At 73.6% G+C, this 15943-nt stretch carries 14 protein-coding genes; 5 read left to right on the forward strand and 9 right to left on the reverse strand.

Annotated features, from left to right (window positions below; genetic code table 11):
• Window positions 1-138 precede the first annotated feature (138 nt).
• On the forward strand, window positions 139-1680 hold the full coding sequence (locus tag AC1DWH_RS12810; protein WP_477093998.1) for a molybdopterin-dependent oxidoreductase: 1542 nt from the start codon (window positions 139-141) through the stop codon (window positions 1678-1680).
• Here AC1DWH_RS12810 and AC1DWH_RS12815 read toward each other — a convergent pair.
• From AC1DWH_RS12815 to AC1DWH_RS12845, 7 genes are all read right to left on the reverse strand, one after another.
• On the reverse strand, window positions 1650-3155 hold the full coding sequence (locus AC1DWH_RS12815) for an FAD-dependent oxidoreductase (protein WP_477093999.1): 1506 nt from the start codon (window positions 3153-3155) through the stop codon (window positions 1650-1652). The two genes, AC1DWH_RS12810 and AC1DWH_RS12815, sit on opposite strands and share 31 nt — an antisense overlap.
• Entirely contained in the window at window positions 3152-5299 is a 2148-nt protein-coding gene (locus AC1DWH_RS12820) for a molybdopterin oxidoreductase family protein (RefSeq protein WP_477094000.1), read from the reverse strand. Before AC1DWH_RS12820 ends, AC1DWH_RS12815 begins: the two co-directional genes overlap by 4 nt.
• Complete coding sequence (locus AC1DWH_RS12825) at window positions 5299-6657, reverse strand: MFS transporter (RefSeq protein ID WP_477094001.1); 1359 nt, start codon at window positions 6655-6657, stop codon at window positions 5299-5301. The genes AC1DWH_RS12820 and AC1DWH_RS12825 overlap by 1 nt, the downstream gene beginning before the upstream one ends.
• A 126-nt stretch (window positions 6658-6783) precedes the next feature.
• Window positions 6784-7839, reverse strand: a complete 1056-nt coding sequence (locus AC1DWH_RS12830) for a sulfate/molybdate ABC transporter ATP-binding protein (protein ID WP_477094002.1) — start codon at window positions 7837-7839, stop codon at window positions 6784-6786.
• Window positions 7836-8636, reverse strand: a complete 801-nt coding sequence (locus AC1DWH_RS12835; RefSeq protein ID WP_456847368.1) for an ABC transporter permease — start codon at window positions 8634-8636, stop codon at window positions 7836-7838. Before AC1DWH_RS12835 ends, AC1DWH_RS12830 begins: the two co-directional genes overlap by 4 nt.
• Window positions 8633-9433, reverse strand: coding sequence for a molybdate ABC transporter substrate-binding protein (gene modA / locus AC1DWH_RS12840; protein WP_477094003.1), 801 nt, complete (start codon window positions 9431-9433; stop codon window positions 8633-8635). Before modA ends, AC1DWH_RS12835 begins: the two co-directional genes overlap by 4 nt.
• Entirely contained in the window at window positions 9430-9834 is a 405-nt protein-coding gene (locus AC1DWH_RS12845) for a TOBE domain-containing protein (protein ID WP_477094126.1), read from the reverse strand. The genes modA and AC1DWH_RS12845 overlap by 4 nt, the downstream gene beginning before the upstream one ends.
• Window positions 9835-9944: 110 nt before the next feature.
• Here AC1DWH_RS12845 and ppk2 point away from each other — a divergent pair, with 110 nt between their 5' ends.
• Window positions 9945-10796: a polyphosphate kinase 2 gene (gene ppk2 / locus AC1DWH_RS12850; protein WP_477094004.1), complete on the forward strand. Its 852-nt coding sequence runs from the start codon at window positions 9945-9947 to the stop codon at window positions 10794-10796.
• A gap of 55 nt (window positions 10797-10851) precedes the next feature.
• Window positions 10852-12225 (forward strand): Na+/H+ antiporter NhaA, encoded by a 1374-nt coding sequence (gene nhaA, locus AC1DWH_RS12855; RefSeq protein ID WP_456847372.1) that lies wholly within the window; start codon window positions 10852-10854, stop codon window positions 12223-12225.
• 35 nt (window positions 12226-12260) lie between these two features.
• Here the strand turns inward: nhaA and AC1DWH_RS12860 are convergent, their stop codons facing one another.
• Complete coding sequence (locus AC1DWH_RS12860) at window positions 12261-13442, reverse strand: peptidoglycan-binding domain-containing protein (RefSeq protein ID WP_477094005.1); 1182 nt, start codon at window positions 13440-13442, stop codon at window positions 12261-12263.
• Window positions 13439-13831: a DUF7144 family membrane protein gene (locus AC1DWH_RS12865; RefSeq protein ID WP_456846897.1), complete on the reverse strand. Its 393-nt coding sequence runs from the start codon at window positions 13829-13831 to the stop codon at window positions 13439-13441. The genes AC1DWH_RS12860 and AC1DWH_RS12865 overlap by 4 nt, the downstream gene beginning before the upstream one ends.
• A 213-nt stretch (window positions 13832-14044) precedes the next feature.
• On the opposite strand from AC1DWH_RS12865, the gene AC1DWH_RS12870 reads away from it, so the two are divergent.
• Both AC1DWH_RS12870 and AC1DWH_RS12875 read left to right on the forward strand, forming a co-directional pair.
• Window positions 14045-14479, forward strand: a complete 435-nt coding sequence (locus AC1DWH_RS12870; protein WP_477094006.1) for a hypothetical protein — start codon at window positions 14045-14047, stop codon at window positions 14477-14479.
• Window positions 14480-14504: 25 nt separating this feature from the next.
• Complete coding sequence (locus tag AC1DWH_RS12875; RefSeq protein WP_477094007.1) at window positions 14505-15941, forward strand: anaerobic C4-dicarboxylate transporter; 1437 nt, start codon at window positions 14505-14507, stop codon at window positions 15939-15941.
• Window positions 15942-15943: the final 2 nt, after the last annotated feature.

The following is a 15943-nucleotide window of genomic DNA, read 5'->3' on the forward strand; positions in this document are numbered from 1 at the left end:
GCGTCAGGGCATCATGCGGGTGCGCGCGGGCGTTGTGCCTGCGGAGATGCACAGGTGGCGCGCGCTCGATGGGTGACGACATCGGGGCGTCGGCGGTGCAGAGTCGGACCAGCAGTCACAACGAGAGGCAGGCAAGCGATGGCCGGGCGCACTCATGACGGGCAGCACACGGGGCTCGCCGCGCTCGCAGGGCTGGCCGCCGGCGCGGTGACGCTGGGCGTCGGGGCGATCGTCGCGCTCGCGACCGGGCCGACGTCGGACCCGTTGGTCGCCGTCGGGTCCGCGTTCGTCGACGCGACGCCCACCTGGCTCAAGGACTTCGCCGCGTCGACGTTCGGCACGGCGGACAAGCTCGTGCTCCGGCTCGGTTCGGTGGTCGTCGTGCTCGCGCTCGCCGCGCTGGCCGGGGTGCTCGCCGCGCGGCGGTGGGCCTGGGGCGCCACGCTCGTCGTCGTCCTCGGGGCGGTCGCCGGGCTGGCGGCGATGGGCCGGCCCGACGCGGGCTCGCTCGCGGCGCTCCCGAGCGTGGCGGGTGCCGTCGCCGGCCTGATGACGCTGCGCGCCCTGGTCCGTCGGCTGCCGGGGGCCCCCAGCCGCCGCCCGCGCCCGGAGCCCGCCGAGCGTCGCGCGTTCCTGCAGGCCACCGCAGCGGCCGGCGCGCTCGGGGTGGTCGGCGTCGTGATCGGCCGCGCGGTCGGTGCCGGCGCCCGGGGAGCCCAGGCGGCCCGCGCCGCGATCACGATCCCCCGCCCGAGCACGACCGCCGCCCCGGTGCCGGCGGGCGTCGACGTCGGCGTGGACGGGGTCGGGCCGTGGCTGACGCCCGCCGACGAGTTCTACCGGATCGACACCGCGCTCGTGGTCCCGCAGGTCGACCCGTCGACGTGGAGCCTGCGCGTGCACGGCATGGTCGAGCAGGAGGTCACGCTCACGTGGGACGAGCTGGTGGCCGGCGACCTGATCGAGGCGTGGGTGACGCTGTGCTGCGTGTCCAACCCGGTGGGCGGCGACCTCGTCGGCAACCAGAAGTGGCTGGGCCTGCCCATCCGTGACCTCCTGGCCCGCGCCAGGCCGACCGGGGACGCGGACATGGTGCTGTCGCGGAGCATCGACGGGTTCACGGCGTCGACCCCGCTGGCGGCCCTCACCGACGACCGCAACGCGCTGCTCGCGATCGCGATGGACGGCCGGCCGCTGCCCGTCGAGCACGGCTTCCCCGTGCGCATGGTGGTCCCGGGGCTGTACGGCTATGTCTCGGCGACGAAGTGGGTGACGGACCTGAACGTCACGCGGTTCGCGGACGCCACGTCGTACTGGACGGACCGCGGCTGGTCCCCCGAGGGTCCGGTGAAGACCCAGTCGCGCATCGAGGTACCCAAGCCTGGCACCTCCGTGCCCGCCGGGTCCGTCGTCGTGGCCGGCACGTCGTGGGCCCAGCACCGCGGGATCACGGGCGTGCAGGTCCGGGTGGACGACGGCGACTGGAACGACGCGACGCTCGCCGACGACGGCGGCATCGACTCGTGGCGGCAGTGGTCCTGGACCTGGGACGCCGAGCCGGGAGACCACGACCTCTACGTCCGTGCGTCGGACCCGCTCGGTCCGCAGACCGGCACGCCGGCGGACGTGGTGCCCGACGGCGCCACGGGCTACGACACGGTCCGGGTCAAGGTCTCCTGACGGGTGTCCGCCGGCTCGGGCTGGTCCGGGTCCGACCTGCGCAGCCAGTCGACGATGCCGCAGACCGCGTCCGCGCAGCCCCCGCACCCGGTGGTCGCACGTGTGGCCGCGGCCACCTCCGCGACGGACCGTGCGCCGTGCCGCCAGCAGCCGACGAGGTCGCCCTTGGTCACGCCGTTGCACCGGCACACGACGGCCCGGTCGGGCATCATCGTCGGGCTCGCGGCCGGGACCGCGACACCCGCGACCGGTCGCACGAGCAGCTGGGCGGGGTCGGCGGGCGCCGGCGTGCCCCGCGTGTAGGCCGCGACGAGGTCCGCCGCGACCGGTCCCGCGCCGACGCAGGTCGCACCGACCACCCGCCCGTCGGCGACGACGACCTCGATGTGCCGGCCGCCCTCCGGGTCGTGGAGCCGGACCCGCCGGCCGCCGGCCCGGGGACCGCAGACGCCCATCGCGACGACGTCGAGCCCCACGCCCTTGACCTTGACCACGTCGGTGCCGGCGGTGGGCAGCGGCGACTCGTCGCGCGCCACGGCGGGCTCGGTGAGCAGGGTGGCCAGCCGCCGGGCCTGGTCCCAGCCCTGCGCGATCAGCCCGGACCCGCCCTCGGGCGGCTCGGCGCAGTCGCCGATGGCGAACACCCGCGGGTCGGCGGGCGTCGCCAGGTCCGGGCCGACGACGATGCCGCGCGCGACGTCCAGGCCCGCCCGCTGCGCCAGCCCGACCTCGGGCGACGTCCCGGCGGTCAGGACGAGCAGGTCGGTGGCCAGGACCTCGCCGCCCTCGAGCCGTACCCCGGCGACCCGCCCCTCGCGGACCAGCGCCTCCTCGGTGCGCGCGCTCACGCGGACGGCGATGCCCAGCGACGTGAGCCGTGCCGTCGCCACCTCGGCCGCCGCGTCGTCGAGCTGGCGGTCCATGAGGTGTCGACCGCCGTGCACGACGGTCACAGGCACCCCGCGGATCGCCAGCCCGCACGCGACCTCGAGACCGAGCACGCCGCCTCCGACGACGACGGCCCGCTTCGCGTTGACAGTGGCGGCGACGATCTCGCGGGCGTCGTCCAGGGTGCGCAGGGCATGCACGCCGGCGGGCAGACCGTCGTCGTCGCGCCGGCCGAAGAGGTCCGGGACGCGGGCGCGCGCGCCCGTGGCCAGCACCAGCACGTCGTACGGGTGCCGCTCGCCGGCGTCGTCGTGAACCACGCGGGCGGCCCGGTCGACGGTCACCGCGCGCGTGCCGGGCAGCACCTCGTTCGGGGCCCTGTGCGTGCCGCGCGGCAGCGTGATCGAGGCGACGTCGAGCTTGCCGGCCACCACCTCCGAGAGCAGCACGCGGTTGTAGGGCTCGTACTCCTCGGCGCCGAGGACGAGGGTGCGGAACCGGGCCGACCGGTCCCGCTGGTGCAGGTCGTCGACGAACCGGGCCCCCACCATCCCGTGGCCGACCACCACCACCCGCGTCGGGCTCATCGCGAGCCGACCAGCGAGACGTCGTCGAGCACGTCCGCGGACCCGTCCCAGCGCCGGACGTCGACCGCGCACACCTTGAACTCGGGCATCCCGGAGACGGGGTCGGTGGCGTCGGTGGTCAGCCGGTTGGCGCTGCCGGTCCCGCTCCAGTGGAACGGCAGGAACACCGTGTCCGGCCGCACCGCGTCGGTCACCCGCGCCGCGACCACCCCGCGGCCGCGAGCGGTGTCCAGCTGCACCAGGTCGGCGTCGGCGATCCCGAGCAGGTCCGCCAGCAGCGGGTGGATCTCGACGTACGGCGCCGGCGCGCTGCGCACCAGCTCGGGGACCCGCCGCGTCTGCGCGCCCGACTGGTAGTGCGCGAGCACGCGGCCGGTCACCAGGAAGACGGGCGCGTCGCGGCGCAGGTCCTCGGACGGTCCGCGGTGGTCGACCGGGATCAGCCGCGCGAGGCCGTCGGGCGTCCCGAAGCGCTCGAGGAACAGGCGCGGCGTGCCTGGGTGCGGGGTCGGGCCGGCGGGCACCGGCCAGAAGAGGTCGGGCTCGGCGTCCAGGCGCGCGTGGCTCAGGCCGCTGTAGTCGGCCCGGCCCCCCGCCGAGGCCCGCGCGAGCTCGTCGAAGACGTCCGACGGCGTGGTGTCGAACCGGACCGCGGACCCCAGGCGGCGGGCGAGGTCGGCGAGGATGTCGAGCTCGCTGCGCACCCCGGCCGGCGGCGCGAGCACCCGGCGGCGGCGGATCACGCGGCCCTCGAGGGAGGTCATCGTGCCCTCCTCCTCGGCCCACTGCGTGACGGGCAGGACGACGTCGGCCAGCAGCGCGGTCTCCGACGGCAGGAAGTCGCACACCACGAGCAGGTCGAGGGACGCCAGCCGTTCCCGCACGCGGTCGGCGTCCGGGGCGCTGACCAGCAGGTTCGACCCGTGCACCAGCAGGGCGCGCGGGCCCCCGGGCGTGCCGAGCGCGTGCAGCAGCTCGACGGCGGGCAGGCCGGTGCGCGGCAGGTCGGCGGGGTCGACGCCCCAGACCCCGGCGACGTGGGCCCGCGCGGACTCGTCCTCGATGGACCGGTAGCCAGGCAGCTGGTCGGCCTTCTGGCCGTGCTCGCGGCCGCCCTGCCCGTTGCCCTGTCCGGTGATGGCCCCGTAGCCGGAGCCGACGCGCCCGGGCAGGCCGAGCAGGAGCGCGAGCGTGATCGCCGCGGTGACCGTGTCGGTGCCCTGCGTGCTCTGCTCGACCCCGCGCCCCGTGAGCACGTACGCGCCGGCGCCTCCCCGGGACGGCGACGCCTTGGCCAGCAGGGACGCGGTCCGGCGCAGGGTCGCGACGGGGACGCCGGTGACCTGCTCGGTCCGCTCGGGCCACCAGAGGGCGACCGAGCGCCGGATGTCGTCGAGCCCCGTGGTCCGGGCGGCGAGGTAGGCAAGGTCCGCGAGCCCGTCGGCCAGCACGATGTGCGCCAGGCCCAGCAGGAGCGCCAGGTCGGTGCCGGGCACGGGCTGCAGGTGCACGCCGGCGCCGTCGGCGGTCAGGTCCGCGGTGGCCGACCGCCGGGGGTCGACGACCAGGACCCCGCCGGCGGACCGGGCGTGCGCGAGGTGCTGGACGGCGGGCGGCATGGTCTCGGCGAGGTTCGAGCCGAGCAGCAGCACGGCCTGCGCCCCGCCCAGGTCGGCCAGCGGGAACGGCAGCCCGCGGTCCACCCCGAGCGTGCGGTTGGCGCCGGCGGCGGCGCTGGCCATGCAGAACCGGCCGTTGTAGTCGATGTTCGGTGTCGCCAGGACGGTCCGCGCGAACTTGCCCAGCGCGTACGCCTTCTCGTTGGTGAGCCCGCCGCCGCCGAACACTGCGACGGACTGCGGCCCGTCGGACGCGCGCAGCTCGGCCAGGCGCGAGGCGACGAAGCCCAGCGCTTCGTCCCACGAGACCGGCGCGCCGTGCAGCAGCGGCGTGGTCAGCCGGTCCGGCGCCTGCAGGAGGGTGGGCGACGTCCAGCCCTTCTGGCACATGCCGCCCTTGTTCGTCGGGAAGTCCCGGCCCGCGGCGGTGACGGGGCCGTCGGCGGAGGCGTGCAGCGTCTGCGCGCACTGCAGCGCGCAGTACGGGCAGTGCGTGTCTGCCGAGACCGCCGCGGGCGAGGACATCAGATGACCGTCGTGCCGTAGGTGCCGGAGCGCCGCTGGTAGACAGCCCACGTGGTGGCGCCCATGACGACGTACAGCCCGACGATCACCCAGAGCGCGGACTGGATGGTGCCCGTCGCCGAGGTGGAGATCGCGAACCCGCGCGGGATGAGGAAGCCGCCGAAGGCGCCGACCGCCCCCGCGATGCCGAGGCAGCCCGCGGCAGCCTTGACCCGCCGGGCGCGGTCCTCGTCGTCGGTGGTGCCGAACCGGAACACCGCGGGGATCATCCGGTAGACCGAGCCGTTGCCGGCACCGGTCGCGACGAAGAGCACGAGGAACGAGGCGAGGAACGGCCAGAACGCGTGCGCCCGCAGGGCGAAGATCGCGCAGACCACGCCGACCGCCATGACGCCGAACGCGACGATGGTGACGCGCGCGCCGCCCAGGCGGTCGGCCAGCATGCCGCCCAGCGGCCGGGCGATCGAGCCGACCAGCGCACCGGCGAACGCGATCGTGATCGTCACCTCGGGGAACTGGTTCTTCAGCAGCGTCGGGAACGCCCCGGAGAAGCCGATGAACGAGCCGAAGGTGCCGATGTAGATGAACGAGATGATCCAGGTGTTCCGGGACCGGGCGGCGACGGCGTAGGAGCGCGGGTCGGACTTGGCGTTGGAGAGGTTGTCCATGAACCGCCAGGCCAGCAGCGCGGCGACGAGCACCAGCGGCACGAACATCAGGCCGGCCCGCTCGAGCTGGAGCCCCGCCGCGCCGACGATGACCAGCGGGACGGTGAACTGCACGGCGGCGGTGCCGAGGTTGCCGCCGGCGGCGTTGAGGCCGAGAGCCCGGCCCTTCTCGCGCTCCGGGTAGAAGAACGAGATGTTCGCCATCGACGAGGCGAAGTTGCCGCCGCCGACCCCGGCGAGCGCGGCGACCCCGAGGAGCACGCCGAAGCCGATGCCGGGGTTCTGCACGACGACCGCGAGGCTGATCGTCGGCACCAGCAGGAGCAGGGCGGACACGATCGTCCAGTTGCGGCCGCCGAACAGCGGCACCGCGAACGTGTAGGGGATGCGCAGCGTGGCGCCGACCAGCGAGGGCACCGCGATGAGCCAGAACATCTGGTCGACGGTCAGGGCGAAGCCGGCGGCGGGGAGCTGCGGCACGACGATGCTCCACAGCGCCCAGACGGCGAACCCGAGGAACTCGGCGAACACCGACAGCCCGAGGTTCCGGCGGGCGATGGACCGGCCGACCGTGGCGAACTGGCCACCGTCCTCGGGGTTCCAGCCGTCGATCCAGCGGCCGGGGCGGTGCGTGAGCGGAGCAGGAGCGAGGTCGAGGACCGGTGCGTCGGTCACGAGCTGTGTCGCCATGGGGACCTCCGGAGGACGGGTGGGGTGTCGCCGACGACGCTAGGGAGCGCATGTTTCGGTCGACCTGCCCGGTCCGTTGCGGCGACGGAACCATTCGCGCACCGGTCGCCGCGGGGCTCTGTGAGATCAGGACAGCGTGCGGACCCGCACGTGCTCGGCCGGGACCGTCAGCCGGACCAGCGCACCGACGTGCAGCCCGAGCTGCGCGACCCGGGCCGGGGGCAGGTCGACCAGGATGTCGCCGGTGGTCCGCAGACGCACGCCGGTGGTGCCGGGCTCGAGGTCGACGACCCGTGCCGGCCAGCCGTCGTCGCCGACGAGCACCGCGCCCGGCGGGAACGTCACCTGGGCCGGACCGCCGGGCGGCTGCTCCCCGCACGGCACGACGACCCCGTCCGGGCCGACCAGGACCGTCGAGCCGTCGGGCTGCGCCGCGAGGGTGCCGACGACCAGGTTGACCCCCGCCAGCGCCGCGGTGAACGCGTGCACGGGGTCGGTGAGCACGTCGAGGGGACGCCCCTGCTCGACCACCCGGCCCTCGTGCAGGACCACCACCCGGTCCGCCAGGCTCACGGCGTCGAGCACGTCATGGGTGACCAGGATCGTGGGCGTCCGGGTGCGTCGCACCTGGTCGCGGACCAGCTCGCGCAGGTCGGCGGCGGTGCGCACGTCCAGCTGCGCGAACGGCTCGTCCAGCAGCAGCACGTCGGGCTCGGCGGCGAGCGCGCGGGCGAGCGCGACCCGCTGCCGCTGCCCGCCGGACAGCGCGTCGGGCCGGCGCTCGGCCAGCTGCTCCAGGCCGACGGCCGCGAGCCACTCGTCGGCCGCGCGCCGGGCGTCGACCGCGGCCATGCCCGCCGCGCGCGGCCCGAAGGCGACGTTCTCGCGCGCGGTCAGGTGCGGGAAGACGAGCGGGTCCTGGCCGAGCAGCCCGACGGACCGACGCTCGGGCCGGACCGCGGTCTCCACCCTCTGGTGCCAGACGGCCGTGAGCGTGCGCTCCCCCACCCGCACGACGCCGTCCGTGGGGACCAGGTGCCCGGCGAGCACCGCGAGCAGCGTGGACTTGCCCGCGCCGTTGGGCCCGAGCACCGCGACGATCTCGCCGGGGTGGGCGGCGATCGTCACGTCGAGCGCGAAGGTCCCGCGGCGGACGGCGACCTCGGCGTGCAGCGAGGTCATGCGGCCGCCCGACCCGGGCGCCAGGCGCGGGCCGCCAGCAGCACCGCGACGGCCGCGAACACCAGCAGCAGCGACAGCGCCACGGCCGTGCCCTGCGTGACGCCGGCGCCGTTGAACGCCGAGTAGATGGCCAGCGGCATCGTCTGCGTGACGCCCGGGGAGTTGCCGGCGAAGAGGGCGGTCGCGCCGAACTCGCCGAGCGCCCGGGCGAAGCAGAGCACCGTGCCGCTCACCAGGCCGGGCATGACCAGCGGGATCGTGATGCGCCGGAGCACGGTCCACGGACGGGCACCCAGGCTGGCGGCGACCACGTCGAACCGGGTGCCCGCCGTCCGCAGCGACCCCTCGACGGAGAGCACGAGGAACGGCATCGCCACGAACGCCTGCGCGATGACGACGGCCGCCGTGGTGAACGGGATGGTGATCCCGAACCACGCGTCGAGCGACTCGCCGACCAGGCCGCGTCGTCCCAGCAGGTAGAGCAGGGCGATGCCGCCGACCGTCGGCGGGAGCACCAGGGGCAGGGTCACCAGCGCGCGCAGCACGTCGGCGGGCCAGCCGTTCGCCCGCGCCAGCACGATGGCCAGCGGCACCCCGAGCACCAGGCACGCGGCCGTGGCGGCGACCGACGTCGTCAACGAGAGCCAGAGCGCGTCGAGGGCCTCGGGGGTCGTGATGTCCGCCGGCAGGGTCGACCAGTCGGCGCGCAGGATCAGCGCGACGACGGGCAGCACGAGCAGGCCGGCCGCGAGCGCGGCGGGCAGCCACAGGAGACCCGGGACCCGGCCTGGTGTCACGGAGCGGAGAACCCCATGCCGGTGAGGATCGTCTGCCCCTCGTCGGAGAGCACCAGGTCGACGAACGCCTGGGCGACGTCCGGGGCGCTCGCGGTCCTCAGCACCACGACCGGGTACGTGTTGACGGCCGTGGCCGCCTCGGGGAACTCGACGCCCTCGACCGTCCCGCCGGCCGCCTGCACGTCCGTCCGGTAGACCAGCCCGGCGTCGGCGTCCCCGGTCTGCACCTTGGTGAGGACCGCCTTGACGTTCTGCTCCTCGCTGACGGGCGTGAGCGTGAGGCCGGCGCCGTCGAGGACCGTGTGCGCGGCGGAGCCGCAGGGCACCTCGGCGGCGCAGACCACGACCTTGCCGCCCGACGTCGACAGCGCGGCGAGGTCCGCCAGCGACGCGATGTTCTTCGGGTTGCCCGGTGCGACGACGATCTCGAGCGTGTTCGTCGTGAACACCGTCGGGCTGCCCTCCGCCAGGCCGGCGTCCGTCACCGTGGTCATGTTCTTCTGGTCCGCCGACGCGAACACGTCCGCCGACGCCCCGCCGACCAGCTGGGTCGCGAGCGTCGACGACCCGTCGTACGTCGTCGGGTGCACCGTGACGCCGGGGTTCTGCGCCGCGAACTCGGCCGCGAGGGCGTCGAACGCGCCCTGCAGGGAGGCCGCGGCGAAGACGGTCAGCTCGCCCGTGAGCTCCGGAGTGGAGGACACCGTCGGGGTGGGCTGCGCCTCCGGCGTGCCGGACGAGCACCCGACCAGCGCGAGCAGCACGGCCCCGGCCCCGAGGAGGGCGCGGGCCCTCACCGCTGCGCCCGCGGGGTCTCGACGAGGACGGTGGTGGCCTTGACGACCGCAGTGGCCCGGGAGCCGACCTCGAGGCCCAGCTCGCGGACCGCCTCGCTCGACATCAGCGACACCAGCCGGAACGGGCCGGCCTGCAGCTCGACCTGCGCCATCACGGTGTCCATGAGGATCCCCGTGACCAGCCCGGACAGCCGGTTGCGCGCCGAGCTGGTGCCGGCGTCGGGGTCCTCGGGGGTGCGCGCCCGCTCCACGGCCAGCGCCGCCAGCTCGACTCCCCCGACGACGCTCCGCCCGGCCTCGTCGGTCCGCGCCACGAGGGCGCCCGAGTCGACCCACCGGCGCACGGTGTCGTCGCTCACGCCCAGCAGCTCCGCCGCCTCGCTGATCCGGTAGTCGGTCACGAGGGCGATCGTAGTACCGCAGGTGCGGCTGTCCAGGGCGATCAGTTCCGCGAATGCGGTCACTTGCCTGATCATCGGCGGAGCGCGTCGTCGACCTGTACGGTCCGATCATGGCGAAGAAGTCCGGCAAGAAGCACAAGTCCGACAAGGGCAAGATCGGGAACAAGGTCTACGAGGCGGAGCTGTTCCGCCTGCAGGCCGAGCTGGTCAAGGTGCAGCTGTGGGCCAAGGCCACGGGCGCCCGGGTGGTCGTGGTCTTCGAGGGCCGCGACGCCGCCGGCAAGGGCGGCACGATCAAGCGGATCTCCGAGTACCTCAGCCCTCGCGTCGTGCGCATCGCGGCGCTGCCGACGCCGACGGAGCGCGAGAAGTCCGAGTGGTACTACCAGCGCTACGTCGCCCACCTGCCGGCCGCCGGCGAGATCGTCCTGTTCGACCGGTCCTGGTACAACCGCGCCGGGGTCGAGCACGTCATGGGCTTCTGCACGCCGCAGGAGTACAGCCGGTTCATGCGGCAGACGCCGATCTTCGAGCAGATGCTCATCGAGGACGGCATCCTGCTGCGCAAGTACTGGTTCTCCGTCTCGGACACCGAGCAGCTCAAGCGCTTCCGCTCCCGCCTCAACGACCCGGTGCGGCAGTGGAAGCTCAGCCCGATGGACACCGCGTCGCTCAGCCGGTGGGAGGAGTACTCCAAGGCCAAGGACGAGATGCTCGTGCACACCGACGTGCCGGTCAGCCCGTGGTTCATCGTCGAGTCGGACATCAAGAAGCACGCGCGGCTCAACATGATCAGCCACCTGCTCTCGACCCTCCCGTACACCGAGGTGCCGCACGAGAAGGTCACGCTCCCGGAACGGCCGGCCGCGTCCAACGGGTACGTCCGGCCGCCGCGCGAGCTGTCGACCTACGTCCCCGACCACGTCGCCGAGCTGATGGGCGACCCGGAGAAGCACTTCTGACGCCGACGGCGAACGACCGTTGCGTCGAGGTCGTCCACCTGCGACGTTGATCCGCATGTCGACGACCTCGACCTCCCCGGGCCCGGCGCTGCGCGTCTCCCTGCCCGGCCTGCAGCCGTCCGTCAAGGACTTCCTCACCAACGAGGCCGGCAGCGCCGTCTACCTGCTGGCCGCGACCGTCGTCGCCCTGGTCTGGGCGAACTCACCGTGGTCCGACGCCTACGAGACCCTGTGGTCGACGACGGCCGGCTTCCACGTGGGCACCTGGGGCATCGAGCTCGACCTGCACGGGTGGGTCAACGACGCGGCGATGGCCATCTTCTTCGCGGTCGTCGGTCTCGAGATCAGCCGCGAGGCCACCACGGGCGACCTGCGGGACAAGCGGACGGTCGCGGTCCCGGCCCTGGGCGCGCTGGGCGGCCTGCTCGTCCCCGTGCTGATCTACCTGGGGTTTAACGGCGGGACCGACGCGGCCCACGGCTGGGGCGTCGTCATGTCGACCGACACCGCGTTCCTGGTCGGAATCCTCGCCCTGTTCGGCCCCAAGTGCCCCGACCGGCTGCGGCTGTTCCTGCTGACGCTGGCGATCGTCGACGACATCGGCGCGATCACCGTGATGTCCGTGTTCTACACGTCGGACGTCGACATGCGCGCCCTGGCCCTGGCGGGGGCGATCGTCGTCGGCGTCGTCGTGATGCGGTGGCTGAACGTCTGGCAGCTGGCGCCCTACGTCGTGGCCGGCATCCTGCTCTGGTTCGCCGTCCAGGCGTCGGGCGTGCACGCGACCCTCGCGGGCGTGATCATCGGCCTGCTCGTCCCGGCCCGGCCGGCGGACCAGGAGACCATCAACGAGGTCGCCGGCTACGGCCGCAAGCTCATCGACGACGCCACCGCCGAGCGCGAGCACCTGGCCGAGCTGGCCGCCCGGGCGGCGGTCCCGACGAACGACCGGCTGCAGCGCCTCCTGCACCCGTGGAGCGCGTTTGTCGTCGTGCCCCTGTTCGGCCTGGCCAACGCGGGCATCCACCTGAACGCGGACTCCCTGCAGGCGGCGGCCCACTCCCGGCTGGCCGTCGGAGTGGCCGTCGCGCTGGTGCTGGGCAACGCGATCGGCATCACCGGCGCGTCGAGCATCGCCCTGCGGCTCGGGCTCGGGGAGCTGCCCGGCCGCGTGCGCTGGGGTCACCTGCTCGGTGGCGCCGTGCTCGCGGGGATCGGGTTCACGATCTCGCTGTTCATCGCCGGCCTCGCGTTCGACGACCCCGTGCAGCTGGAGAACGCGAAGATCGGGATCCTCGCGGGCTCGCTCACCGCCGCCGTGCTGGGCTCGATCCTGCTGCGGTGGCTGGGCGAGAAGCTGCCGTTGTGCTCCCCGCTCAGCGACGCCCCGCCACCGCTCCCGCCACTGCCGTGGCGGGCCCCCGTCTAGGTCAACCGCCGTCCGTCGTCAACCGCCGTCCGCCGTCATCCGCCCTCCGTCGCTGACGGCTCGGCGCTCGGGGCGTCGGTCGTCGGCTCGGCGGATGCTGCGTCCTTGGCGGCCGTGAGCGCCGCCTGGAACGCCGCGAGCGTCGCCGCGTCGACCGTGCCGGTCACCGGGACCCCGAGGTCGGTCTGCGCTGCTCCGACGGCCGCCGTGAGCGCGTCCGACCACTGACCGTCGATCGGTCCGTCCCAGTACCCCGCCAGCTTGAGGGTCTGCTGCAGGGCCGCGGTCGAGGCCGTCGACGCCTGTGCAGCCGCGGCCCCCTTGGCCTCCACGGCGGCCTGGAGCGCCGCCGCGGTCGCCTTGTCCACGGTCCCCGTCTCGGGCAGCCCGCTCGCCTTCTGCAGGGCCTGCACCGCCGCGACCGTCTGGGGTCCGTAGATGCCGTCGACCGCGCCGGTGTAGTACCCGGTGTCGGCGAGCGACTGCTGGAGCGCGGTCGTGTAGGCGCTCACGGTGGCGCTCGCCTCCGCCTGCCGCTCATCGGAGAGGCACCCCGAGTCGGCGAACAGGCGCAGCCAGGCCATCTCGAGCGCCACGGCCGCCGAGTTGAACTGCTCGGACGCCTGCACCAGCGGAGTCTCCTGCGTGATGCCCGCCTGCGCCGACGCGAACTCCTCCTCGGCCTGCTGGACGCGCGTCACGCTGGCCGCCGGGACGGTGGGCACCGGGCTCGGCGACGCCTCGGTGGGCTCGGGTGCGGGTTCGCCGGCGGCCGCCGCCTGCGCCACGGCGAGCTCGAACTGGGCGTCGGCCAGGTCCTGCTGGGCCTGGACCACGGCGTCCCGCGCGTCGACCGCGCTCTGGCCGGCGTCCTTCGACGCCGCCGCGGGGTCCGCGAGATCGGTGCCCGCCGTCTGGACGTCGCCGACGGTGACGGCGCTCTGGTTCAGCACGTCGCCGTACCTGTCCAGCGCCGTGATGTAGGTCGAGCTGGCGTCGCAGAACGTGGCCGCCGCATCCGTCGCCGCCGCCTCCGCGTCGGCCAGGGCCTTCTCCTTGGCGGCGACGTTCGCCTCCGCGCGCGACACGTCGGTCTCCGGCGACGCCGACGGCTCCGGCGAGCCGGGGGTGCAGGCCGACAGCACGAGCGCGAGGCTCCCGCCGACCGCGAGAGCGACGACCTTGAGTGCGCCCCGTCGAACGCTCGACCCGCTCATTCGACGATGTCGCGGCCGTGGACCGTCAGCGCCCAGATCACGAAGAAGTCGATGGCGATGATGATCAGGCTCCACACGGGGTAGTACGGCAGCCAGGCGAAGTTGAACACGATGCTGAGGGCGGCCACGATCACGCCGACCGTGCGGGCCCACACCTGGCCGCTGAGCACGAAGATGCCGGCGAACGCGACGATGATGCCCACGACGACGTGGATCCAGCCCCAGGTCGTGACGTCGAACTCGAAGAGCCACTTCTGGCCGACCACGTAGAACGTGTCGTTGACGACCGCGACCAGTCCCTGCATCGCGTGCAGGACCCCGGCGATCATCATCATCGTCCCGGCGAACACGGTCAGTCCTACGGCGAATCCGCTGCGCTGCTCAGTCACGGTCCAGGCCCTTCTCGAGGTGGTGATGAGTACCCTGCGCAGGGCTGTCGACAGCCTGTCCGTCCTGAGTCATACGACCCCCGGAATCGGCCGAGAACCACCCTGACCTGGATCATTGCGGATGAATGGGGTCAGACACCAGCAGGCTCGCGCAGCGTCACTCGTTCAGGCAGGACGTGGACCACCCGCCCTGGCCGGTGCCATGCTGCGGACATGGCACAGGTGCCGCGCGGCGTCAGCCGCCGGGGACGTCGGCGTCTCGGCCGGCTCGGGCTCGTCGTCGCCGTCGTGGCGGGTGCTGCCGGTTGCGGCCAGGCTGCCGGACGAGACCTGTGCACCCAGTACGCCGAGCTCACCTCGGCGGTCGACGGGCTGCGCGCGCTGACGCCGTCGAACGCGTCCGATGACGTCGTGGCCAAGGCCCTGCTGCTCAAGACGGCGATCGACCGGCTCCAGGCGGTCTCCGAGGGGCACGTCGACACCCTGGTCTCGGCCCTGCGGACCGCCACCGACGACGTCGAGCAGTCCGCGCTGGCGGCGAGGACCGCAAGGGACACGGCGGCCCCGTTGCTCGCGGACTCGATGGACGAGGTGAAGGTCGCGTTCGCCGACCTGCAGGACTCGCTCGACACGCAGTGCGTCGGATGACGCGGCTCACGACGGGAGGATCGGCATGAGCGTGAGCTTCGTACTCGAGGCGCTGGTGGTGCTCGGGGCCATCGTGATGGGCACGCGGTCCGGCGGTGTCGGCGTCGGCCTGTGGGGCGGCCTGGGCACGTTCGTCCTCGTCTTCGTGTTCGGCGAGGCGCCCGGCGAGCCCCCCGCCGCGGCGATGGCGATCATCCTCGCCGTCGTGACGGCCGCGGCGCTGATGCAGGCGGCCGGCGGCATCGACTGGATGGTGTCCGCGGCGGCCAAGGTGATCGAGAGCCATCCCAAGCAGATCACGCTGATCGCGCCGCTGACGGCGTTCGCGTTCTGCGTGGGGGCGGGGACCGGCAACATCATCTACCCGCTGCTCCCCGTCATCTACGACGTCTCCTACCGCAACCACATCCGACCCTCCCGACCGCTCACGGTGACCGTCGTGCAGTCGGGGATCGCGCTGGCCGCGTCGCCCGTCTCGGCGGCCATGGCGGCCATGCTGACGCTGACCGACGTGGCGCCGTACGACCTGGGTCTCACGCAGATCCTCGCCATCACCATCCCCGCCTGCGTGATCGGGATCATCGTCACCTCGCTGGTGGTGAACCGGATGTGGAAGGAGCTCGACGACGACCCGGAGGTGCAGGCCAAGATCGCGTCCGGCGAGCTGCTCGCGCCCGAGGCGGTCATGGTCGGCGCGGGCGCCGCGTCGGCGTCGGCGGCCGGCACCGGCCCGACGTCGGACGTGGGCGCCGGCACCGGGACCGCGTCACCGCCGGCGTCCGTGTCGAGCCAGCTCACCTACACGCGGGAGGGGCGCAACTCGGCCCTCGTGTTCTTCGCCGGCGTCATCGCGATCGTCATCCTCGGGCTCTTCCCGGGCCTGCGACCGACGTTCGAGGTGGCCGGGAGCGAGAGCGTCTCGCTCGACATGACCAACACGATCGTGCTGGTCATGTTCGTGGTGGGCGTGGCCATCCTCTTCGTCGGCAAGCCCGACGTGTCGAAGGTCCCGGACCAGTCCGTGTTCAAGGCGGGCATGATCTCCGCCATCGCCCTCTTCGGGATCGCGTGGCTCACCGCGACGTTCATCGCCGCGCACGAGGAGTTCATCATCGACACCGTCGGCGCCTGGGTGACCAACTGGACGTTCCTGTTCGCGCTGGCGGTCTTCATGGTCGCCGCCCTGACGACGAGCCAGTCGACCGCGACGAGGACGATCGTGCCGATCGGCCTGGCGGCCGGGCTCGCCCCCGGGGTCGCGACCGGCATGTGGGCCGGAGCGCTCGGCGGCGTCTACACCCTCCCGGCGAACGGCACCCAGATCGCCGCCGCGAACTTCGACCTCACGGGCACCACCAAGCTGGGCACCAAGCTGCTCGACCACAGCTTCTTCGTCCCGATGCTCGTCCTGTCCGTGACGACCATCGTCGTCGGTGCGGCCATCGGCGCCCTCTTCTTCTGACC

This window comes from Cellulomonas sp. P2_F12, from assembly GCF_056403775.1.